The 19,797-nt window shown below is 71.6% G+C and carries 21 protein-coding genes, 1 tRNA gene and 1 pseudogene; 10 read left to right on the forward strand and 13 right to left on the reverse strand.

Features of this window, described 5'->3' with window-relative positions; translation table 11 throughout:
• Positions 1 to 76 precede the first annotated feature (76 nt).
• A complete protein-coding gene (locus tag QM621_RS09385) occupies positions 77 to 1,903 on the forward strand; it encodes a phosphoenolpyruvate carboxykinase (GTP) (protein ID WP_414990113.1) in 1,827 nt (608 codons plus the stop codon).
• A 235-nt stretch (positions 1,904 to 2,138) separates the two neighbouring features.
• A pseudogene (locus QM621_RS09390) lies at positions 2,139 to 2,519 on the forward strand (DUF6314 family protein); the annotation flags it as partial.
• A 37-nt stretch (positions 2,520 to 2,556) separates the two neighbouring features.
• Here the strand turns inward: QM621_RS09390 and QM621_RS09395 are convergent.
• Positions 2,557 to 2,629, reverse strand: a tRNA-Thr gene (locus tag QM621_RS09395).
• Between the two features lie 52 nt (positions 2,630 to 2,681).
• Between QM621_RS09395 and QM621_RS09400 the strand changes: the two genes are divergently transcribed.
• Positions 2,682 to 3,839, forward strand: coding sequence for an amino acid deaminase/aldolase (locus tag QM621_RS09400; protein WP_414990114.1), 1,158 nt, complete (start codon positions 2,682 to 2,684; stop codon positions 3,837 to 3,839).
• Positions 3,836 to 5,146 carry a D-arabinono-1,4-lactone oxidase gene (locus QM621_RS09405; protein WP_414990115.1) on the forward strand — a complete coding sequence of 437 codons (1,311 nt, stop codon included), beginning with the start codon at positions 3,836 to 3,838 and terminating at the stop codon, positions 5,144 to 5,146. Before QM621_RS09400 ends, QM621_RS09405 begins: the two co-directional genes overlap by 4 nt.
• Before the next feature lie 6 nt (positions 5,147 to 5,152).
• On the opposite strand, the gene rlmB is transcribed toward QM621_RS09405, so the two are convergent.
• Positions 5,153 to 6,100, reverse strand: a complete 948-nt coding sequence (gene rlmB / locus QM621_RS09410) for a 23S rRNA (guanosine(2251)-2'-O)-methyltransferase RlmB (RefSeq protein WP_414990116.1) — start codon at positions 6,098 to 6,100, stop codon at positions 5,153 to 5,155.
• Positions 6,101 to 7,510 (reverse strand): cysteine--tRNA ligase, encoded by a 1,410-nt coding sequence (gene cysS, locus QM621_RS09415; RefSeq protein ID WP_414990117.1) that lies wholly within the window; start codon positions 7,508 to 7,510, stop codon positions 6,101 to 6,103. It abuts the gene before it with no gap.
• Between the two features lie 65 nt (positions 7,511 to 7,575).
• On the opposite strand from cysS, the gene ispF reads away from it, so the two are divergent.
• The gene (gene ispF, locus QM621_RS09420) at positions 7,576 to 8,043 is read left to right on the forward strand and encodes a 2-C-methyl-D-erythritol 2,4-cyclodiphosphate synthase (protein WP_414990118.1); all 468 of its coding nucleotides are present in this window, start codon (positions 7,576 to 7,578) and stop codon (positions 8,041 to 8,043) included.
• A gap of 52 nt (positions 8,044 to 8,095) precedes the next feature.
• Here the strand turns inward: ispF and QM621_RS09425 are convergent, their stop codons facing one another.
• Positions 8,096 to 8,581 carry a CarD family transcriptional regulator gene (locus QM621_RS09425; protein WP_414990119.1) on the reverse strand — a complete coding sequence of 162 codons (486 nt, stop codon included), beginning with the start codon at positions 8,579 to 8,581 and terminating at the stop codon, positions 8,096 to 8,098.
• Positions 8,582 to 8,755: 174 nt separating this feature from the next.
• Between QM621_RS09425 and QM621_RS09430 the strand changes: the two genes are divergently transcribed.
• Positions 8,756 to 9,373 carry a hypothetical protein gene (locus QM621_RS09430; RefSeq protein ID WP_414990120.1) on the forward strand — a complete coding sequence of 206 codons (618 nt, stop codon included), beginning with the start codon at positions 8,756 to 8,758 and terminating at the stop codon, positions 9,371 to 9,373.
• A 73-nt stretch (positions 9,374 to 9,446) separates the two neighbouring features.
• Here the strand turns inward: QM621_RS09430 and phoU are convergent, their stop codons facing one another.
• Positions 9,447 to 10,097, reverse strand: coding sequence for a phosphate signaling complex protein PhoU (gene phoU / locus QM621_RS09435; RefSeq protein ID WP_414990121.1), 651 nt, complete (start codon positions 10,095 to 10,097; stop codon positions 9,447 to 9,449).
• A gap of 132 nt (positions 10,098 to 10,229) precedes the next feature.
• Between phoU and QM621_RS09440 the strand changes: the two genes are divergently transcribed.
• Positions 10,230 to 11,366 carry a sensor histidine kinase gene (locus tag QM621_RS09440; RefSeq protein WP_414990122.1) on the forward strand — a complete coding sequence of 379 codons (1,137 nt, stop codon included), beginning with the start codon at positions 10,230 to 10,232 and terminating at the stop codon, positions 11,364 to 11,366.
• A 1-nt stretch (position 11,367) separates the two neighbouring features.
• A complete protein-coding gene (locus tag QM621_RS09445) occupies positions 11,368 to 12,048 on the forward strand; it encodes a response regulator (RefSeq protein ID WP_414990123.1) in 681 nt (226 codons plus the stop codon).
• Between the two features lie 95 nt (positions 12,049 to 12,143).
• Here QM621_RS09445 and QM621_RS09450 read toward each other — a convergent pair whose 3' ends face one another.
• Together QM621_RS09450 and QM621_RS09455 are read right to left on the reverse strand one after the other, a co-directional pair.
• Positions 12,144 to 12,890 carry a phosphoglyceromutase gene (locus tag QM621_RS09450; RefSeq protein ID WP_414990124.1) on the reverse strand — a complete coding sequence of 249 codons (747 nt, stop codon included), beginning with the start codon at positions 12,888 to 12,890 and terminating at the stop codon, positions 12,144 to 12,146.
• Between the two features lie 17 nt (positions 12,891 to 12,907).
• On the reverse strand, positions 12,908 to 13,570 hold the full coding sequence (locus QM621_RS09455) for a DsbA family oxidoreductase (protein ID WP_414990125.1): 663 nt from the start codon (positions 13,568 to 13,570) through the stop codon (positions 12,908 to 12,910).
• 93 nt (positions 13,571 to 13,663) lie between these two features.
• Here QM621_RS09455 and QM621_RS09460 point away from each other — a divergent pair, with 93 nt between their 5' ends.
• On the forward strand, positions 13,664 to 14,794 hold the full coding sequence (locus QM621_RS09460; RefSeq protein WP_414990126.1) for an LLM class flavin-dependent oxidoreductase: 1,131 nt from the start codon (positions 13,664 to 13,666) through the stop codon (positions 14,792 to 14,794).
• 25 nt (positions 14,795 to 14,819) lie between these two features.
• Here the strand turns inward: QM621_RS09460 and QM621_RS09465 are convergent, their stop codons facing one another.
• The 5 genes from QM621_RS09465 to QM621_RS09485 all read right to left on the reverse strand — a co-directional run bounded on the left by QM621_RS09465 (position 14,820) and on the right by QM621_RS09485 (position 17,787).
• Entirely contained in the window at positions 14,820 to 15,458 is a 639-nt protein-coding gene (locus QM621_RS09465; protein ID WP_414990127.1) for an alpha-ketoglutarate-dependent dioxygenase AlkB, read from the reverse strand.
• A gap of 39 nt (positions 15,459 to 15,497) precedes the next feature.
• Complete coding sequence (locus tag QM621_RS09470; RefSeq protein WP_414990128.1) at positions 15,498 to 15,770, reverse strand: DUF2516 family protein; 273 nt, start codon at positions 15,768 to 15,770, stop codon at positions 15,498 to 15,500.
• Between the two features lie 78 nt (positions 15,771 to 15,848).
• Positions 15,849 to 16,334, reverse strand: coding sequence for a hypothetical protein (locus tag QM621_RS09475; protein ID WP_414990129.1), 486 nt, complete (start codon positions 16,332 to 16,334; stop codon positions 15,849 to 15,851).
• Positions 16,331 to 16,783 carry a helix-turn-helix domain-containing protein gene (locus tag QM621_RS09480; RefSeq protein WP_414990130.1) on the reverse strand — a complete coding sequence of 151 codons (453 nt, stop codon included), beginning with the start codon at positions 16,781 to 16,783 and terminating at the stop codon, positions 16,331 to 16,333. The genes QM621_RS09475 and QM621_RS09480 overlap by 4 nt, the downstream gene beginning before the upstream one ends.
• A gap of 77 nt (positions 16,784 to 16,860) precedes the next feature.
• Positions 16,861 to 17,787, reverse strand: a complete 927-nt coding sequence (locus tag QM621_RS09485) for an asparaginase (protein ID WP_414990131.1) — start codon at positions 17,785 to 17,787, stop codon at positions 16,861 to 16,863.
• Between the two features lie 43 nt (positions 17,788 to 17,830).
• On the opposite strand from QM621_RS09485, the gene QM621_RS09490 reads away from it, so the two are divergent.
• Positions 17,831 to 18,901, forward strand: coding sequence for a mannose-1-phosphate guanylyltransferase (locus tag QM621_RS09490; protein ID WP_414990132.1), 1,071 nt, complete (start codon positions 17,831 to 17,833; stop codon positions 18,899 to 18,901).
• Positions 18,902 to 18,921: 20 nt separating this feature from the next.
• On the opposite strand, the gene QM621_RS09495 is transcribed toward QM621_RS09490, so the two are convergent.
• On the reverse strand, positions 18,922 to 19,797 hold an 876-nt coding region (locus tag QM621_RS09495; protein WP_414990133.1), incomplete at its 5' end, for an Ig-like domain-containing protein.

The raw sequence follows: 19,797 nt of genomic DNA on the forward strand, positions 1-19,797 counted from the left end.
TATGGCACGATGCCCTGGCATGGGCGTCCGCTGGAGAATGACGCCTGTCTTTCAATGGAGAGGAATCCCACGGGCGATGACTGACATCGACGAGACACTGGACGCCGCAGGGCTCACCAACCCGCACGTCCGCGAGTACGTCAAGCACTGGGCCGGAGTCACCGGCGCGGAGCGCGTCGAGGTGGTCAACGCCAGTGACGACGACCGCTTGATCGCCGAGGCCCTCGAGGCCGGCGAGCTGCTCCCCGCAGGCGAGGGCCGCTACTACTCGCGCAGCTACCACAAGGACACCGCCCGCGCCGAGGAGCGCACCATCGTCGCCACGAGCGACGAGGCCGACAAGGGCGTCTACAACAACTGGCGCCCGGCTGCGGAGATGACCGCGAAGCTCACCGAGCTGATGACCGGCGCGTCGGCCGGCAAGACGATGTACGTCATCCCCTACCTGATGGCGCCGAAGGGCTCGCCGCTGGAGAAGTTCGCCGCGGGCGTGGAGCTGACCGACAACCGCAGCGTCGTGCTGCAGATGATCCGCATGGCGCGCGTCGGCGTCGACTTCATCAACGACCTGGGCGACTCCTTCGTCCGCGCCGTGCACGTCACCGGCGACCTGCCGAACCTCGGCCAGGGCACCCCCGACGACCAGCGCTACTTCGTGACCGTCGCCGACGAGCGCACGATCTTGCACTACGGCTCCTCCTACGGCGGCAACGCGCTGCTGGGCAAGATCGCCCACGGCCTGCGCCAGGGCGCCTACGACGGCTGGAAGAACGGCTTCCTCGTCGAGCAGTTCATGCTGCTGGGCGTCGTCGACAAGGAGACCGGCGAGAAGTACCACATCTGCGGCGGCTTCCCGTCGGCCTCGGGCAAGACGAACCTGGCGATGACGCTGGCCCCCGACGCGCTGGGCGACCGCTACCACGTCGAGTTCTACGGCGACGACATCGCGTGGCTGTGGGTCGGCGACGACGGCAAGCTCTACGGCATGAACCCGGAGAACGGCGTCTTCGGCGTCGCGAAGGACACCAACGAGCTGACCAACCCGACCGCGATCGACTCGATCGTCCCGGGCACCGGCGCCATCTTCACGAACGTCGCCTACAACGCCAAGACCCAGGAGGTCTGGTGGGAGGGCCGCGGCGAGAAGCCGGCCGACCTCGACGGCTGGCTCGACTGGAAGGGCGAGGCTGTCGCCGACCGCTCCCCCGAGGAGGCGGACGACCCGTGGGCGCACCCGAACAGCCGCTTCACCACGACGCTCGACCACGTCCCGAACGTGGCGGCCGACTACGAGGAGCCGGCGGGCGTGGAGATCCACGGCGTCATCTTCGGCGGCCGCACGCGTGACCGCGAGCCGCTGATCCGCGCGATCAACGACGTCGCCGAGGGCGTCTACGACGGCCTCACGCTGGGCGCCGAGGCCACCGCCGCGGCCGACGGCCTGGAGGGCGTGCTGCGCTACGACCCGATGTCGATGCGTCCGTTCATGGCCTACGGCGAGGGCGACTACGCCGCGCACTGGCTGGAGGTCTTCAGCCGCACCACGACCAAGCCGATCTTCGCGCACGTCAACTGGTTCCAGCGCGGCGAGGACGGCCGCTTCCTGTGGCCGGGCTACCGCGAGAACCTGCGTCCGCTGGTGTGGCTCATGCAGTACAAGAACGGCGAGGTCGAGGGCGTCGAGACGCCCGTCGGCGTGCTGCCCAAGCGCGAGGAGCTGCTGCTGGAGGGCCTCGACGAGCAGGCCCTCGCCGACCTCGACACGATCTTGACCATCGACGTCGAGCGCTGGAAGCAGGAGATCGGCTACCGCGAGGAGCACCTGAACCAGTTCGACCGTCTGCCGGAGGAGATCTGGGAGGCCCACCGCCGCGTGGCCGCCGCCCTCGACGCCGCCGAGTGACGTCTCGCTGACGCTCTGAACGGGCGGGCTCCCTTCGGGGAGTCCGCCCGTTCTCTTGTGCGCTGAGCCCGGGGAGGTGCGTCAGCAACCCTTCCGAACGGTGGGAGGTACGTCAGCAACCCTTCCCCCGCCGGGGAGGTAGCGCAGCAACCTCATCCACACCTCGTAGGGTTACTGGCTTACCCCTGGGCTCGACGTAAGGTTGCTGAGATACCGCCCGAGGGTATGGAGGAACATGGACGACCCGCGCGAGCTCGTCGGGACCTGGTCCTTCGAGCGCGACATCGACGACCGGCTCGGCCCGGCGCGCCGCGTCACCGGCACGACGACGCTGGAGCTGACCGACGACGGCCGGGTGCGGTGGTCCGAGACTGGCGAGATGACGTGGGAGGGCGGGTCGACGCCCGTCGAGCGGACGCTGTTCGTCGAGCCGCGCGAGGACGGCTGGCAGGTCACCTTCGACGACGGCCGCGACTTCCACCCCTGGCGCACCGGCGACCAGGTCGTGCATCCCTGCGGCCGCGACACCTACCGCGGCCTGGTCACCGTCGGCCGCGACGCGTGGTCGATCGTCTGGACCGTCTCCGGCCCCGCCAAGGACTACACGATGACGACCCGACTCACCCGCCTCCGAGCAAATCCGGAAGAGTCAGAGCCCCCGACAGGAGTCGAACCCGCGACATCTTCATTACAAGTGAAGCGCTCTACCAACTGAGCTACAGGGGCAACCGGGCCATCGTAGCCTTGACCTCGCTGTGGTGTGCGCCATACTGGGCCGGTGACCGATCCCGCGCGCCTGCTGTCCGCCACCCGGCACCTCCCCGCGCCGCTCGCCATCATCGACCGTCCCGCGCTGGAGGCCAATCTCGCCGACCTCGCCCGGCGCGCGCACGGCGTTCCGATCCGGGTCGCGACGAAGTCGGTGCGGGTCCGCTCGATCATCGACCAGGCCGCCGCGCACGAGGCGTTCTCCGGGCTGATGACGTACTCGCTGGCCGAGAGCGTCTGGCTGGCCGACCTCGGCCACGACGACGTCCTGCTGGCCTATCCGACGGTCAACGCGCCCGCCCTGGCCGACCTCGTCGCCACCGAGCAGCGTCGCGCCGCGATCACTCTCATGATCGACAGCGTGGACTCGCTCGACGCCATCGACGGAGTGCTCGGCCACGACCATCCGACCATCCGTGTCTGCCTCGACGTCGACGCCTCGCTGCGGCTCGGACCGGTGCATCTCGGCGTGCGCCGCTCCCCCGTCCACACCGTCCGCCAGGCGCGAAAGGCGGCCGAGAAGATCGTGCGACGTCGCGGCTTCCACCTGGTCGGGGTGATGTTCTACGACGCGCAGATCGCCGGCCTGCCCGACTCCTCGCCCGCCGTCCGCCTGGTGAAGAAAAAGTCCGCCGACGAGTTGGCGACCCGGCGCGGCGAGGTCGTCGCGGCCGTCCGCGGGCTCGCCGACCTGGAGATCGTCAACGGCGGCGGCACCGGCAGCCTGGAGGTCACGGGGGCCGACCCCGCGCTGACCGAGCTGACCGCCGGGTCGGGCCTGTTCTGCCCGACGCTCTTCGACGGCTACGACGCCTTCGAGGCGCGTCCGGCGTCCTTCTTCGCGCTCGACGTCGTGCGCCGTCCAGCGAAAACCATCGCCACCTGCTTCAGCGGCGGCTACATCGCCTCCGGCGCGGCGGGCGACTCGCGCGTGCCGACGCCGGTGTTCCCCGAGGGCCTGTCACTCGTCGGGACCGAGGGCGCCGGCGAGGTGCAGACCCCCGTCTCGGGCAAGGCCGCCCGACACCTGGCGCCCGGCGACCGCGTCCTGTTCCGGCACGCCAAGGCCGGCGAGATGTGCGAGCGCTTCGACGCCGTCCACCTCACCGACGGCGACACCGTCGCCACCACTCCCACCTACCGCGGTGAAGGGAAGAACTTCGGATGATGACCCGCAGCAAGACCATCTGGAGCAACTGGGCCGGCAACGTCCAGTCGCGACCGGCGGCGCGCGACCACCCCGAGTCCGTCGCCGACGTCCAAGACCTGCTCTCGCGGGCGGCGCGTGAGGACCTGCGGGTCAAGGTCTACGGCGCGGGCCATTCCTTCACGCCCATCGCGCAGACCGACGGCGTGTGCGTGCGTCTCGACCAGATGAAGCAGGTGCTCGGCCACGACGCCGCCACCGGGCACGTGCGGGTGCAGGCGGGCATCAGCCTGAACGAGTTGAACGTGAAGCTCCACCGGCTCGGCCTGGCGCTGCCGAATCTGGGCGACGTCGACCCGCAGTCGCTCGCCGGGGCCGTCTCCACCGGCACCCACGGCACCGGCGGCCAGCTCCAGGGCATCGCGGGCGCGGTCGCGGCGGTGCAACTGGTCACCGCCGACGGCGACGTGGTCGAGGTCGACGAGGACCACCCGTGGTTCGGCGCGGCCCCGGTCAGCCTCGGCGCGCTCGGCGTCATCACCGAGGTGACGCTGCGCTGCGTGCCGTCCTTCCTGTTGGAGGCGCGCGAGGAGCCCGCACGGCTGCCCGATCTCGTGGACCGCCTCGACGAGCTCGCGAACGACCACGACCACGCCGAGTTCTACTGGTTCCCGCACACAGAGAAGGCGCTGCTCAAGCGCAACAACCGGGTGTCAGGGGGCACGAGGCCCGCGCCGCTCGGCAAGCTGCGTCACTGGTGGGACGACGAGTTCCTGTCGAACACCGTCTACGAGCGGGTGCAGCGGATCGCCGAGAGCCAGCCCCGGCTGATCCCTCGCATCAACGCGATCTCCGGGTCGCTGCTCGGCGCGCGCACCTATGTCTCGGACTCCTTCGACGTGTTCGTGTCGCCGCGCCGGGTGCGCTTCCGCGAGTCGGAGTTCGCCGTGCCGCGTGAGGCCCTGGCCGATGTGATCGGGGAGTTGCAGTCGTGGTTCGCGGCCAAGCACGAGCTGGTGTCCTTCCCGATCGAGGTGCGCTTCGCGGCCGCCGACGACCTGTGGATGTCGACCGGTTTCGAGCGGGACAACGCCTACGTCGCGGTGCACCAGTACCACCGCATCGACCCGACGTCGTACTTCGCGGCGGCGCAGGACATCTTCGTCGCGCACGAGGGCCGCCCCCACTGGGGCAAGATGCACACCCTCGACGCCGAGTACTTCGCCGGACAGTACCGCCGTTTCGCCGACTTCGTCGCCGTGCGCGACGAGGCCGACCCGAAGCGCCGGTTCACCAACGAGTACCTCGACCGCGTGCTGGGCGCCTGACGACGGTCAGGCGCGCTTCCGCGCGATGGCGTACAGCGCGATGCCCGCCGCGACGCCCGCGTTGAGCGACTCCAGGTCGGAGGCCATCGGGATGCTGACGATCTGGTCGCAGTTCTCCGAGACCAGTCGCGAGATGCCCTTGCCCTCGCTGCCGACCACGACCACCAGTGGACCGTCGGCCAGGTCGAGGTCGGGCAGCGCGACGTCGCCGTCGGCGGCCAGCCCGACCACCATCAGCCCGGCCTTCTGATAGGCCTGGATCTGCCGGGTCAGATTCGTCGCCCGCGCCACCCGCACCCGCGCCGCCGCGCCCGCCGAGGTCTTCCACGCCGAGGCGGTCATCTGGGCCGACCGCCGTTCGGCGATCACCACGCCGTGCGCGCCGAAGCCCGAGGCCGACCTCACCACCGCGCCGAGGTTACGCGGGTCGGTGACGCCGTCGAGGATCACGATGAGCGGGTCCTCGCCGCGCTCGGCGGCGATCTCCAGCAGGTCGTCGGGGTCGGCGTAGTCGTAGGCGTTGAGCTTGGCCGCGACGCCCTGGTGCACCGCACCGCCGGTCAGCTGGTCGAGCTCGTGACGGCCGACCCCTTGCAGCGACACGTGCTGCTCCGACGACAGACGCAGGATCTCGCGCAGCCGCTCGTCGCGCTCGACGCCGTCGGCGATGAACAGGCCGGACACCGGCACTTTGGCGCGCAGCAGCTCGACCACCGAGTTGCGTCCCGCGACCCACTCGGGGCCGCCGTCGGACTTCTTGCGGCGCGGCTTGGCCGCCTCGCGCTTCTCGGCGGCCTGGGCCATCTTGTGCGCCTTGTGGTACGGCCGGTCCTCGGCGCGCGGCGTCGGGCCCTTGCCCTCCAGGCCGCGACGGCGACGGCCGCCCGACCCGGCGGTCGGATTGCCCTTGCCGGACTTCTTCACCGCGCCGCGGCGCTGACTGTTGCCTGCCATCTAGCTCCCCTTCACCGACCACCGCGGTCCATGCGGGGTGTCCTCAATGTCAATGCCGGCCGCGCTCAACTGGTCGCGGACCCGGTCGGCCGTGGCGAAGTCCTTCTCCGCCCGGGCCGTGGCGCGCTGCTCCAGCAGCGTCCCGACCAGTGTGTCGAGCGCCGCCGTGGCACCCTGGCCCGAACGGTCGCCCCGCCACACGGGCGAGAGCGGGTCGACGCCGAGCACGTCGAGCATGCCGCGCACCTGCGCCAGGGTCTCACGCAGCTCCTCGCCGCCGGTCGCCAGCAGGCCGTTGCCCCGCGTGACCGCGCCGTTGAGCACCGCGACGGCGGCGGGCACGGCGAGGTCGTCGTTCATCGCCTCGGCGAACTCGTCCGGGACGTCGCCCGGCGCGCCCTCCCCGACCAGCTCGGCCGCACGGGTGACGAAGCCCTCGATCCGCTCGAAGGCGACGGCGGTCTCGGCCAGCGCCTCCTCGCTGTAGTCGATCACCGACCGGTAGTGCGCCGACAGCAGGTAGTAGCGCACCGCGACGGCGGGCACCCGCTTGACCACCTCGGCGACGCTGAGCGTGTTGCCGACGCTCTTGGACATCTTCTTGCCGCCGAGGTTGAGCATCGCGTTGTGCATCCAGCGGCGGGCGAAACGCTGCCCGGACGCGCGCGACTGGGCGAGCTCGTTCTCGTGGTGCGGGAAGCGCAGGTCGAGGCCGCCGCCGTGGATGTCGAACTCATTCCCGAGGTACTTCGCGGCCATCGCCGAGCACTCCAGGTGCCAGCCGGGGCGGCCCCGCCCCCACGGCGTCGGCCAGCTCGCGGTCAGCGGCTCGCCCTCCTTGCGGCCCTTCCACAGGGCGAAGTCGCGGGGGTCGCGCTTGCCGGCCGGCGGCGCGTCCTCGGCGGGCTGCATGTCGCGGGCGTCCTGGTTGCTCAGCGCCCCGTACTCGGGCCAGGAGCGCACGTCGAAGTAGACGTCGCCGGAGTCGTCGGTGGCCGGGTAGGCGTGGCCGCGCTCGATCAGGTCGGCGATCATCTCGATCATCTCGGGCACATGGCCGGTGGCGCGCGGCTCGTAGCTCGGCGGCTGGCAGCCCAGCACCTCGTAGGCGGCGTGCAGCGCGCGCTCGTTCTCGTAGGCGACGGCGTACCAGGGGCGGTCCTGCTCGACGCCCTTGGCGAGGATCTTGTCGTCGATGTCGGTGACGTTGGCGACGATGGTCACCTCGTAGCCGGCGCGCTCCAGCCAGCGGCGCAGCACGTCGAAGACGACCTCTTTGCGGATATGCCCCAGGTGCGGCGGCCCCTGCACGGTCAGACCGCAGTGGTAGACGCTCACACGGCCGGGGACGACCGGGACGAGCTCGGTGGTCTCGCGGGTGGCGGAGTCGTATAAGCGCAGAGCAGTCACGCGGTCCAGCCTATCGGCCTCGAGCGTCCCGGTCGCCGGTTCTCACGGTGCGGCATGATCGGGCCATGCGCACCGGGATCGGGACCGACGTCCACCGCCTCGTGACAGGACGCCCCCTGTGGGTGGCCGGACTGGAGTGGCCGGGCGCCGAGCAGGGCCTCGACGGGCACTCCGACGGCGACTGCGCGGCGCACGCGATGGTCGACGCGCTGCTGAGCGCGGCAGGACTCGGCGACATCGGCTCGGTCTTCGGCGTCGACGACCCGCGCCGCAGCGGCGCCTCCGGGGTCGAGTTCCTGAGCGAGACGGCCACGCGAGTGCGGGCGGCCGGTTTCGAGATCGCCAACGTCGCGGTGCAGGTGATCGGCAACGTCCCCCGGGTGGGCACCCGGCGCGACGAGGCGCAACGGGCGCTCGGCGACGCGGTCGGGGCCCCTGTCAGCGTCTCCGGCACCACCACCGACGGCCTCGGCCTCACCGGCCGCGGCGAGGGCGTCGCCGCCATCGCCACCGCCCTGCTCGTCGAGGCCTGAACAGCGAAGAGCCCCGAGAATCTCTCTCGGGGCTCTTCGACGATGGATCGGATCAGCTGGCGAGGACCTCGTCGAGGCGCTCCTCGGCCTTCTCCTCGGGAGTGTTCTCAGCGAGCGCGAGCTCGGAGACCAGCACGTCACGAGCCTTGGTGAACATCCGCTTCTCACCGGCCGACAAGCCGCGGTCGTTGCCACGGCGCCACAGATCGCGCACGACCTCGGCGACCTTCAAGATGTCACCGGTGTGCAGCTTCTCCATGTTCGCCTTGTAGCGGCGCGACCAGTTGGTCGGCTCCTCGACGTCCTGAGCGCGCAGGACGCTGAACACGCGCTCGAGGCCGTCGGCGTCGACGACGTCGCGGACGCCGACGAGATCGACGTTGCAGGCGGGGACACGGACGATGAGGTCGTTCTGTGCGATGATGCGCAGGACCAGGTAGTCGCGATCCTCTCCCTTGACCTTCCTGATCTCGATGTCTTCGATGACCGCCGCCCCGTGATTGGGGTAGACAACCGTTTCGCCGACCGTAAAAGTCATGGAGAGAGCACCTTTCCTAGGGGCACTAGGATATCACGACTGAGGATGGCCTTTCCTCCGGTTGTCCACAGGCCGGACCGTGCGATTCCGCCCAGGCCGCCCTCAGTCGCCGCCGCGCCGCCAAACTCGCTACCATTCACAGCGTTGCCCGTTCCTTCGCGAAAGGCCCCCGCCGTGCGTCTCGACCGCTACCGCCGCCCCCTCGCCGCGACCGCCATCGTGGCGGCGGCGCTGACCGCAGGAGCCTGCGGCACGAGCTTCAGCGCCCAGACCAACCAGCAGTACCAGGCCTCCATCGGGGCCGATCTGCGACAGGGCCCCGTGCAGGTGCTCGGCGCCTCGCTGGTGACCGGCGAGGACGGCAGCGCGACGCTCTCGGCCACGCTCGTCAACACCACCGACGCCGAGCAGAGCCTCACCTCGGCCACGCTGACCGACTCAGACGGCGAGGAGCACACGCTCACCAGCACGTCGTCGGACGTCCTGGCGATCTCGCCGGGCGAGGCCCGCGCGCTGGGCCTGGTCGACGACGAGTCGCAGCGGCACCGCAGCAAGGTCTACACGACCACCGGCATCGAACCGGTCGGCAGCTACTACACGCTGACGCTGAACTTCACCGACGCCGGACCCGTCGAGATCTCCATCCCGTCGGTCGTGCGCAACTCGATCTACAAAGACGTCGCGCTGCCCCCCGGCGCCGATCCGGCCGAGAACGACAAGAAGCCGGGCGGTCACCTGGCCGAGCTCGGCGGGGGATCCGGCGACGAGGAGGCCCACTCCTCGGGCCACTGAGCCCGTCTCCGCCCATGGTTGAGGGCCTGCGACCGATGCGGTCGCAGGCCCTCGGTCGTTGGTCGGGGCCAGCTCACTCCACGACGGGCGCCTCGCCGGTGACGAGGTAGACGACGCGGCGCGCCATGGAGACCGCGTGGTCGCCGACGCGCTCGTAGTAGCGGCCCAGCAGCGCCAGGTCGATGGCCGGCTCGACGCCGTGCGACCAGTCGTCGCCGAGCAGCACGCGGAACAGCTCCTTGCGCAGCTTGTCCATCTCGTCGTCGGTGTCCTCCAACTTCTGGGCGGCGACGAGATCGCGGTTGGCGACGATCCGCGAGGCGGCGTGGATCATCTGGTCGGCGACGGAGGCCATCGCCATGATGGTCGGTTGGATGTTGGCCGGCACGGCGACCTCGGGCATGCGCATGCGGGCGACCTTGGCGACATGGACTGAGAGGTCGCCCATCCTCTCCAAGTCGGCGAGCATGCGCAGAGTGGCGATGAGCTGGCGCAGATCCGTGGCGACCGGCTGCTGAGTGGCGAGCAGCGTCAGCGCCCGTTCCTCGATGCCCTCGATCGTCTCGTCAATGGCCTTGTCGCCGTCGATGACCTGCTCGGCGAGCGGTCCGTCGGCGTTGAGAAGGGCGGCGGTGGCGGCGGCGACGGCTTTGCGGACGGACCCGGTGAGTCCCACCAGGTCGTCGACGATGGCATCGAGCTGCTCGTAATAGAGATCACGCATGGCAGCGACGGTAGGCGGGGGCGGTGAACGGCGGGCGACCTCCGGTGAACGAGGCGTGAACGCCCGTCGAAAGCCCCGCGCCGGGCGTTTCGAGCGCCGTGCCGCGCCGACGCGTCACCGTACGATCACCGTGTGGACACCGACGTCGCGCTGGTGCTGGCCGGAGCCGTGGGGCTCGTGCTCGGGGCGCTCGTCACCTTCGTGTGGAGGTACGACGAGGGCCGTCAGGCCATGCCCGCGCCCGCCCCGGCCCCGCTCGTGCCGCCGGGCGCGGACGCGGTGCTGACCGCGCTGTCGTCGTCGGCGGTCGTCGTCGACTCGGCCGACCAGGTGCGTCAGTCGTCGGCGCCTGCGGTCGCGATGGGCATCGTGCGCGAGGACCGCCTCCACCCCGACCATCTGGTCGAACTCGTCCATCAGGTGCGGCGCGACGGGCGCGTCCGCGAGGCCGACGTCGAGGTGCCGGTGCGCCGCTCGGCCCCCCTGCACGTGCGCGCCCGCGTCGCCCCGCTGACCTCCCAGCTCGTGCTGGTGCTGGCCGAGGACCGCACGCAGGCGCAGCGGCTGGAGACGATCCGCCGCGACTTCGTCGCCAATGTCAGCCACGAGCTGAAGACGCCGGTCGGCGCGATCACGCTGCTGGCCGAGGCCGTCGGCGAGGCGGCCGACGACCCCGAGGCGGTCGCGCGCTTCGCCCGCCGGATGAGCGCCGAGGCCGAGCGGCTGACCCGGCTCGTCCAGCAGATCATCGAACTGTCGCGGCTGCAGCACGACGTGCTCAGCGACGACGCCTCGGCCATCAAGGTCGACGAGCTGGTCGCGCGGGCCTGCGAGCACTCCGCCACCGAGGCCGAGGCCAAGCAGATCACCGTGTGCCAGCGGCTGGAGCCCGACCTCCACGTGCTCGGCGACCACGCCGAGCTGCACGCCGCGGTGAGCAATCTGGTGGAGAACGCCGTAACCTACTCGCCGGAGCGCTCGAAGGTGGCGGTGTCGGCGGCGCGGCGCGGCGACGACGTCGCGATCACCGTCGCCGACCACGGCGTCGGCATCCCGGCCGACGAGCAGGAGCGTATTTTCGAGCGGTTCTACCGTGTCGACCCCGCGCGGGCGCGCGCCACCGGCGGCACCGGCCTGGGGCTGTCGATCGTGAAGCATGTCGCCGCCAGCAACGGCGGCTCGGTCGAGGTGTGGAGCGAGCCAGGGGTCGGGTCGACCTTCACGCTGACGCTCCCGGCCTTCGACCCGGACACCGAAGAGGAGAAGTGAGTTGACGAAGATTCTGGTGGTCGAGGACGAGGCCAGCTACAGCGAGGCCCTGTCGTACGTGCTGCGCAAGGAGGGCTTCGACGTCGCGGTCGCCGAGACCGGCCCGGACGCGCTGACCGAGTTCGACCGGGGCGGCGCCGACATCGTGCTGCTCGACCTGATGCTGCCCGGCCTGTCGGGCACCGAGGTGTGCCGCCAACTGCGGCAGATCTCCTCGGTGCCGATCATCATGGTGACCGCGAAGGACACCGAGATCGACAAGGTCGTCGGCCTGGAGCTGGGCGCCGACGACTACGTCACCAAGCCCTACTCGCCGCGCGAGCTGGTCGCGCGCATCCGGGCGGTGCTGCGGCGCGGGGCGGTCGACGACCTCGACTCGCCCACCTCGTTGGAGGCCGGACGGGTGCGCATGGACGTCGAGCGGCACCTCGTCACGATCGACGGGCAGGAGGTCCGGCTGCCGCTCAAGGAGTTCGAGCTGCTGGAGTTCTTCCTGCGCAATCCCGGCCGGGTGCTGACCCGCGGCCAGCTGATCGACCGCGTGTGGGGGTCGGACTACGTCGGCGACACCAAGACCCTCGACGTGCACGTGAAGCGGCTGCGCGCCAAGATCGAGCCCGACCCCGCCCACCCCGTCGTCCTCACCACCGTCCGCGGCCTCGGCTACAAACTCGACGACTGACCTGGGTCGCCTTCCTACGAGATTTGCTGACTTATCCACCATTTCCTGGGAAGGATTCGGTGGATAAGTCAGCAAATCTGGGAAGAACGCGAGCCTCAGCGGCCTTGGTTGGCGACGGCGGCGATGGCGTCGGCGGCGGCCTCGGGGTCGAGGTACTGACCGCCCTTGACGGTCGGCCTCAAGTTCTCGTCGAGCTCGTAGACCAGCGGGATGCCGGTGGGGATGTTGAGGCCCACGACCTCGTCCTCGCCGAGTCCGTCGAGGTGCTTGACGAGGGCGCGCAGCGAGTTGCCGTGCGCGGTGACCAGCACCGTCTTGCCGCCGAGCAGGTCGGGGACGATCTGGTCGTACCAGTACGGCAGCATGCGCGTCAGCACGTCGGAGAGGCACTCGGTGCGCGGCAGCAGCTCGTCGGGCAGGTCGGCGTAGCGGGCGTCGGCGGCCTGGCTGAACTCCGAGTCGTCGGGCAGCGGCGGCGGCGGCGTGGTGTAGGAGCGGCGCCAGGTCATGAACTGCTCCTCGCCGAACTCCGCCAGCGTGGCCTTCTTGTCCTTGCCCTGCAGCGCGCCGTAGTGGCGCTCGTTGAGCCGCCAGGAGCGACGGACGGGGATCCAGTGGCGGTCGACGCCGTCGAGCACGATCTGCGCGGTGCGGATCGCGCGGCGCAGCAGCGAGGTGTGCAGGACGTCGGGCAGGACGCCGGCCTCGGCCAGCAGCTCCGCGCCGCGACCGGCCTCGGCGACGCCCTGCTCGTTGAGGTCGACGTCGACCCAGCCGGTGAAGAGGTTCTTGGCGTTCCATTCGCTGTGCCCGTGGCGCAGCAGGACGAGCGTGTAGGTCATGGGCCGAGCCTAGCGACTCAGCGGCCCCGCTCGTCGGCCACGCGCTCCAGCGTGCGCAGGTACTCGTGCTGGGAGTGCAGCCCCGACACCGACCAGGCGTCGTCGATCACGACCCCGGGCAGCTGGCCCGAGCCGAGGTCGAGGGCGTCGACGGCGAGCGAGGCCTCATGCTGGGCGCGCACCGCGTCGGCGTACTCGTCGCTGGCCAACAGGGCCTCGGCGGTCTCCAGGTCGAGGCCGACGAGCGCCGCGCGGGTGGCGAGCACGCCGTGGTCGGCGATGTCGGCGCCCTCCAGCAGATGCGCGCGCCACAGCTGCTGGGCCAGGTCGTACTGGACGCCCGGCCCGGCCTCGTCGGCCCAGGTGAGCAGCCGCCAGGAGTCGAAGGAGTTGGCCTCGACGGCGTCGGCGAAGTTGAGGTCGATGCCGCTGATCCGCGCCGCCCCCTGCACCCGGACGTTCAGCAGCTCGGCCTGGTCGGATCCGCCGAGGCGTTCGGCGAGCGCCGCCATGAGCGGGCGTCCGGCGGAGACGACGTCGGGGTCGAGCAGATGGGCGCGCAAGGTCGTGCGGACCGGCTCCCCGGTGACGATCGTGTACGTGGCCGCCGCCCGCGTGAACCGGGTCGCCCCGATGAACGACCACGGATCGGTGACGTCGACGAACAAGGTGGCCTTCATGCCTCCACGCTACCGGCGCCGCCCGACCGCAGGGCCGTCTCACGATGCGGCCACCGTGTTCCCGGAACGGGCGGTTCGCCCCACACTCGCCCCATGACCCTGACCTTCGACTGGTTCCTGCCCACCACCGGCGACAGCCGGGCGCTCGTCGGGGGCGGGCACATCATCCCGGCCGACCTCGGCCGCGCGGGCGGGCCCGCCGACACCGCCGGGCGCTTCCGCGAGCCCGACCTGCGCTACCTCGCGCACGTCGCGCGCACCGCCGAGGACCTCGGCTTCGACGCCGTGCTGACCCCGACCGGAACGCCCTGCGAGGACGCCTGGGTCGTGGCGTCGGCGCTGATCCCGCAGACGTCCCGGCTGAAGTTCCTCCTGGCTCTGCGGCCGGGACTCGTCAGCCCGACGCTGCTGGCGCAGATGGCCTCGACCTTCCAGCGGCTCTCGGGCGACCGGCTCGCGCTGAACGTCGTGGTCGGCGGCGACCCCGCCGAGCAGCGACGCTTCGGCGACCGGATCGGCAAGGACGACCGGTACGCGCGGGCGGCGGAGTTCATCCAGGTGTTCCGGCAGGCGCTCACCGACTCGGGGAGCTCCTTCACCGGCGAGCACTACGACGTCGAGGACGCCCGCACCCGGCAGGCGGCGACCGCTCCCCCGATCTACCTCGGCGGGTCGTCGGCGGCCGCCGGACCCGTGACGGCGGCCCACACCGACGTCTACCTGACCTGGGGCGAGCCGCCGGCCGCGGTGGCCGAGAAGATCGCGTGGATCCGTGGGCTGGCCGCCGAGCAGGGCCGCACGGTGCGCTTCGGCGTGCGGCTGCACACGATCAGCCGCGACCGTTCCGAGGAGGCCTGGGCGGTGGCCGACGCGATGCTCGCCCAGCTCGACCCGGCCGAGGTGGAGCGGGCGCAGGCGGTGCTGGCGGCCAGCGAGTCCGAGGGGCAGCGGCGCATGCGCGCGCTGCACGACGGCCGCTTCGACGCCTCCGACGCGCGGTCGTTGGAGGTCCATCCGGGCCTGTGGTCGGGCGTCGGCCTGATGCGCAGCGGCGCGGGCACGGCGCTCGTCGGCAGCCACACGGAGGTCGCGGACCTGATCGCCGAGTACGCGGCGGTCGGCGTCGACGAGTTCGTGCTGTCGGGCTACCCGCACGTCGAGGAGGCGTACTGGTTCGCCGAGGGCGTCCTCCCGGTCCTGCGCCGCCGGGGCCTCGCGGCCTGAGCCACAGGCGACTTCTCCGCCGTGCTCACAGCACCCCGCGCGGCCGGAACTGGACGGAGATGCGCGGACCGGCGGGCTTGGCGGTCTTGAGCACCGCGTGGTCCCAGGTGCGCTGGCAGCTGCCGCCCATGACCAGCAGGTCGCCGTGGCCGACCCGGAAGCCGACGGCCTCCCCGCCCGGGCCGAACAGGTCGGGGCGGGGACGCAGGCTCAGCCGACGCGGCGAGCCGAGCGAGACGATGGCGACCACGGTGTCCTCGGCCCGGCCCCGGCCGATGCGGTCGCCGTGCCAGGCGACGCTGTCGCGGCCGTCGCGGTAATAGCACAGGCCCGCCGAGACGAAGGGCTCGCCGAGCTCGGCGGCGTAGTGATCCTCCAGCGCCTCGCGCATCGCCACGAGGGCCGGGTCGGGCCAGTCGTCGTGCGGGCCGAAGGAGGCCAGCAGGCGCGGCACGTCGACGACCGAGTCGTACATCTCGCGCCGCTCGGCCCGCCAGCGCACCTCGGTCTGCAACCGCAGGAAGAGCGGGTCGGAGCCGCGCACCCACCCGGGCCGGAGATCGACCCAGGCGCCGTGGGCCAGCTCGCGGCGCTGCACGGCCGCGCCCAGCCCCGCCAGCGACACGCCCGTGTCGGCGTCGAGCAGGGAGCCTTGGAAGTACACACCGGCACTATAACCGATGATCGAACATATGTTCCAGGACTAGTAGCGGGAACCGCGCAACTGCGCGAGGTAGACCAGCGCCGCCACCGTTCCGACGAGGTTCAGCAGCGACATGGGGTACCACCACACCAGGTGCGCGGCCACCGCCAGGCCCAGGATCAGCAGCCAGGCGCCCTTCGACAGCGACTCGGCCAGGACGAAGTCGCCCGGCCGCCGCACCAGGCAGTCGCCCGCGGCGAAGACCTTGACGAGGAACAGCACCACCGTCATCGCGAAGGCGAGCGTCAGCTGCGGCGATCCGAAATCGAGCACGGGCGCCAGCCTAGAGCAGACACGGGCGGCCGCCCCCGTGAGGGAGCGGCCGCCCGCGCGCGTGGACGATCGGGAAGATCAATCCTTCTTGGCGGCGGTCTTCTTGGCCGGGGCCTTCTTGGCGGCGGTCTTCTTGGCCGGGGCCTTCTTGGCGGCGGTCTTCTTGGCGGCCGGCTTCTTGGCCGGGGCCTTCTTCTCAGCCTTCTCCTGGACCTCCTCGACGACCTCCTCGGCCTTGCCGGTCACCTTGGCGACGGTCTCCTTGGCCTTCTCCTGGACGTCCTCGGCGGCGTCCTTGACGACCTCCTGGCCCTTGCCGACCAGGTCCTGGCCCTTGCTCACGTAGGTGGCGAAGGCGGACTTGACGTCGTCGACCGACAGGCCCTTGAGGGTGGCGAGGAGCTCCTCGCTCTTCTTGGTGAGGTCGGCCTGCAGCGACGCGGCCTTCTCCTTGGCGTCGCCCTGCAGCTCGGCGACATCGAGGCTCTTGAGCTTCTCGGTGAGGCTCTTCAGCTCGTCGACGAGGTTCTTGACCTGCTCGTTCACGGTGTCGGTGATGCTCATGGGGTGTCCTCCTGGACGTCGGGGTTCTCGGTCTGCCCGGACGGTGTGGAATCAGGCGACGCCACCGGGCTGGTGTCGCTGCCGACGAACGAGGCGTAGATGTCGAGCAGGGTCGACTTCTGACGCTCCGTCAGCCGGGGGTCGAGGGCGATGGCGTCCTCCACCATCCGAGGTCCGCTCTGGTCCGCGTCGAGGATTCCGGCGCGCACGTAGAGCGACTCGGCCGAGATGCGCAGTGCTTTCGCGATCTGCTGCAACACCTCCGCCGACGGGCGGCGCACGCCTCGCTCGATCTGGCTGAGGTACGGATTGGAGACGTCCGAGGCCTCGGCCAGCTGTCGCAAGGAGAGCTGCGCCTGGCGCCGCTGCTCGCGGAGGTACTCGCCGAGTCCCCCCACGGTGTCTTTGACGGTGCCCTTGACTCCGTCGGTGACGTGCAGCTTGGCCATGCCTCTATGGTGCTTGCTTTTGCAAGCAAGCGCAAGCGGTTCAGCGTGCGAGGTCGGTCACACGTCGGGGAGGACGCTCAGAACGCCGCCCGCACCTCGCCGACGACCCGGCCTCCCCCGGTGACCGCCGGCGCCCCGTCGGGGATCGCCACGACGTGCCCGGACCGCTCCAGCAGGCGCGCCGTCGCCACGTACAGGGGGCGTTCGGTCCCGTCGGCGACCTTCACCGCGAAGCCGGAGCCGTCGGGCAGTCCGACCACCATCAGCCCCTCGGCCCCCGACTTCGCGAGGGCGCCGGGCAGGCCGGTGACGAGATGGCGCTCCGACCGTCGCACGCCGCTGACCAGCTCCGGGTGGGCGCGGACCGCCGCGACGAGCGCCGCCGACGCCGGGGTGTCGGCCCGCGCGATCCGGCCGACCGCCCACGCCAGCCGCCGCAGCGTCGTCGCGAGCACCGGGGCGCCGCAGCCGTCGACGCCGGTCGCGCTCGCCTCCGCGCCGGTCAGCTCGGCGAAGGTCGCGGCGATCTGACGCTGCAACGGATGGGCGGGGTCGAGATAGTCCTCGATCGGCCACCCGGCGTGGACGCAGGTCGCCAGCATCGCCGCGTGCTTGCCCGAGCAGCCCATCGTCAGCCGCGACTTCCGCCCGCCGGCCCGCAGCACGCGCGCGTGCTCGCGGCCGTCGTCCGGATAGGCCTCCGGGCAGCGCAGGGCGGACTCGTCCAGCCCGACGTCGGCGAGGATCGAGGACACCACGGCGGTCTGCCGCTCCTCGCCCATGTGGCTGGCCGCGGCGAGGGCCAGTTGCTCGCCCGCGAGGCCGAGGCCGGCGGCGAGCATGCCCATCGCCTGGACAGGCTTGTTCGCCGACCGGCCGAAGACGACCGTCTCGGGGTCGCCGACCGCGTCGCGCACGTCGCCGTCGGGTCCGACCGCGACGGCGAGCCCGTAGTGGCGGCTCTCGACCAGACCCGACCGCTCCACTTCCGCCAGCAGTTCCATGAGGCCAGGGTAGAGGCGCGCCGGTCTCGCTACGCTGTGCGCCGTGAGCAGCCTCCTCCCCCCCGACGTGCACGCCATCGTCCCGGCGGGAGGGTCCGGCACGCGGCTGTGGCCGCTGTCGCGGGCCGCGCGACCGAAGTTCCTGCTCGACCTGCGCGGCGACGGACGCTCACTGCTCCAGCAGACCTGGGACCGGCTGACGCCCCTCGTCGGCCCGGACCGGATCCACGTGGTGACCGGCGCGGCCCACGCCGACGCCGTGCGCGCGCAGCTTCCCGCCCTCGCCCACCTGATCGCCGAGCCGAGCCCGCGCGACTCCATGCCCGCCATCGGCCTGGCCGCCGCGATCATCGCGCGGCGTGACGCCGGAGCCGTCGTGGCCTCCTTCGCCGCCGACCACGTGATCGCCGACGAGGAGGCCTTCGCCGACACGGTCGCCCAAGCGGTCGCCGCCGCCCGCGCCGGACTCGTGGCGACCATCGGCGTCACCCCGACCGAGCCGTCGACCGCCTTCGGCTACATCGAGCGCGGCGCCCGGCTCGACCTCCCAGGCGCGCCGCGTGCCCGCACGGTCCGGCGGTTCGTGGAGAAGCCCGACACCGCGACCGCCGCCGACTATCTCGCGACCGGCGACTTCTCCTGGAACGCCGGGATGTTCGTCGTGCGGGCCGACGTCCTGCTCGACCATCTGGCCCGCCTCCAGCCGACCCTCCACGCGGGCGTCCAGGCCATCGCCGACACCTGGGACGGACCCGACGCCGACGCGGTGCTGGCCGAGGTCTGGCCGACGCTGACCAAGATCGCCGTCGACCACGCCGTCGCCGAGCCGGTCTCGCTCACCGGCGCCATGGCGGTCGTCCCCGGCGACTTCGGCTGGAGCGACGTCGGCGACGCCGCCGCGCTGCCGGTCCGTCACGACGACAGCGCCGTGCTGGTCGACGCCGACGGCCTCGTCCACAGCACCGAGGGCCTGCCGATCGCCGTGGTCGGCCTGCGCGACGTGGTCGTGCTGCACACCGGCGACGCCCTGCTCGTCGCCGACCGCGCCCAGTCCCAGCGGGTCAGAGAGGTCGTCGCCGAGCTGCGCGAGCGCGGCCGCGACGACCTCCTCTGACCCGCTGGATCAGCGGATCGTCAGTCGGTGGTGCGGCGGCGGCTCGCCCGCAGGACCACCAGGCCCGTCGCGGCGGCGACGACCGCGAGGAGGACCGCGGCCGCCCCGACCGTCGCCCCGGTCCCCGGCAGCGCACCCGACGCCGCGTCCGCGGCCGTCGTGCCGACGGAGTCGGTGGCCGTCGTGTCGGCGGGGTCGGCGGTCGTGGTCGTGTCGGCCTCCGTGACCTCCCCCGTGATCCGTCCGCTGTACCAGGCGAGCGTCCGGGAGTCCTGCACCACGTACGCCACCGGCGGCACCGCCCCCGTGTACCCGTCGGCCGGGGTGAACGCGACCAGCCCGGTGGTCGTGTCCACCGTCCAGACGCCCTCGGGGAACTCCACCCTCGTGACCGGCAGGCCCGTCGCCGGATCCACCAGCCGCACGCTCGTCGGATCCAGATCCGGGTTGCCGTCGTTCGCGAGCGGATCGACCACCAGCGGACCCGACCCCTCCGTCCCGGCCACCGCGTCGTCGACCGCCGGGCCGGCCACCGACAGCGTCACCACCGCGCTGTACGGGTTCCCGTCCCCGTCCTCCACCACATACGTCACCGGGCCGGGAGGCGTCGTGGACACGCCGTCGTCCGGCGTGAACACCACCTTCCCGTCCACCACGCTCCACACACCGCCGTCCACCGTCAACGTGGTCACCAGGCCGCCCGTGGACGGGTCCACCAGGGCCAGCGTGCCCGGGTCGGCGTCGGCGATCCCGTCGTTCGCCAGCACGTCCACCGTCACCGGCACGCCCGGCACCACCACCGCGCTGTCGTCGACCGCGGGACCGGCCACGCTCGGCGTCACCACCGCGCTGTAGGGGTTCCCGTCCGCGTCCTCCACCACATACGTCACCGGGCC

Source organism: Aeromicrobium sp. (assembly GCF_047606445.1).
In the GTDB taxonomy this organism is placed as follows: Bacteria; Actinomycetota; Actinomycetes; order Propionibacteriales; family Nocardioidaceae; genus Aeromicrobium.

Bases quoted from the DNA above. Each gene is read 5' to 3' on its own strand.
- phoU (WP_414990121.1), bottom strand. From the start codon at position 10,097: ATGCGTGATCTCTATTACGAGCAGCTCGATGCCATCGTCGACGACCTG.
- QM621_RS09450 (WP_414990124.1), bottom strand. From the start codon at position 12,890: ATGACCTACACGCTCGTCCTGCTGCGCCACGGGCACAGCGAATGGAAC.
- QM621_RS09480 (WP_414990130.1), bottom strand. From the start codon at position 16,783: ATGGCCAAGCTGCACGTCACCGACGGAGTCAAGGGCACCGTCAAAGAC.
- QM621_RS09475 (WP_414990129.1), bottom strand. From the start codon at position 16,334: ATGAGCATCACCGACACCGTGAACGAGCAGGTCAAGAACCTCGTCGAC.
- rlmB (WP_414990116.1), bottom strand. From the start codon at position 6,100: ATGGCAGGCAACAGTCAGCGCCGCGGCGCGGTGAAGAAGTCCGGCAAG.
- ispF (WP_414990118.1), top strand. From the start codon at position 7,576: ATGCGCACCGGGATCGGGACCGACGTCCACCGCCTCGTGACAGGACGC.
- QM621_RS09460 (WP_414990126.1), top strand. From the start codon at position 13,664: ATGACCCTGACCTTCGACTGGTTCCTGCCCACCACCGGCGACAGCCGG.
- QM621_RS09385 (WP_414990113.1), top strand. From the start codon at position 77: ATGACTGACATCGACGAGACACTGGACGCCGCAGGGCTCACCAACCCG.
- QM621_RS09455 (WP_414990125.1), bottom strand. From the start codon at position 13,570: ATGAAGGCCACCTTGTTCGTCGACGTCACCGATCCGTGGTCGTTCATC.
- QM621_RS09485 (WP_414990131.1), bottom strand. From the start codon at position 17,787: ATGGAACTGCTGGCGGAAGTGGAGCGGTCGGGTCTGGTCGAGAGCCGC.
- QM621_RS09405 (WP_414990115.1), top strand. From the start codon at position 3,836: ATGATGACCCGCAGCAAGACCATCTGGAGCAACTGGGCCGGCAACGTC.
- QM621_RS09425 (WP_414990119.1), bottom strand. From the start codon at position 8,581: ATGACTTTTACGGTCGGCGAAACGGTTGTCTACCCCAATCACGGGGCG.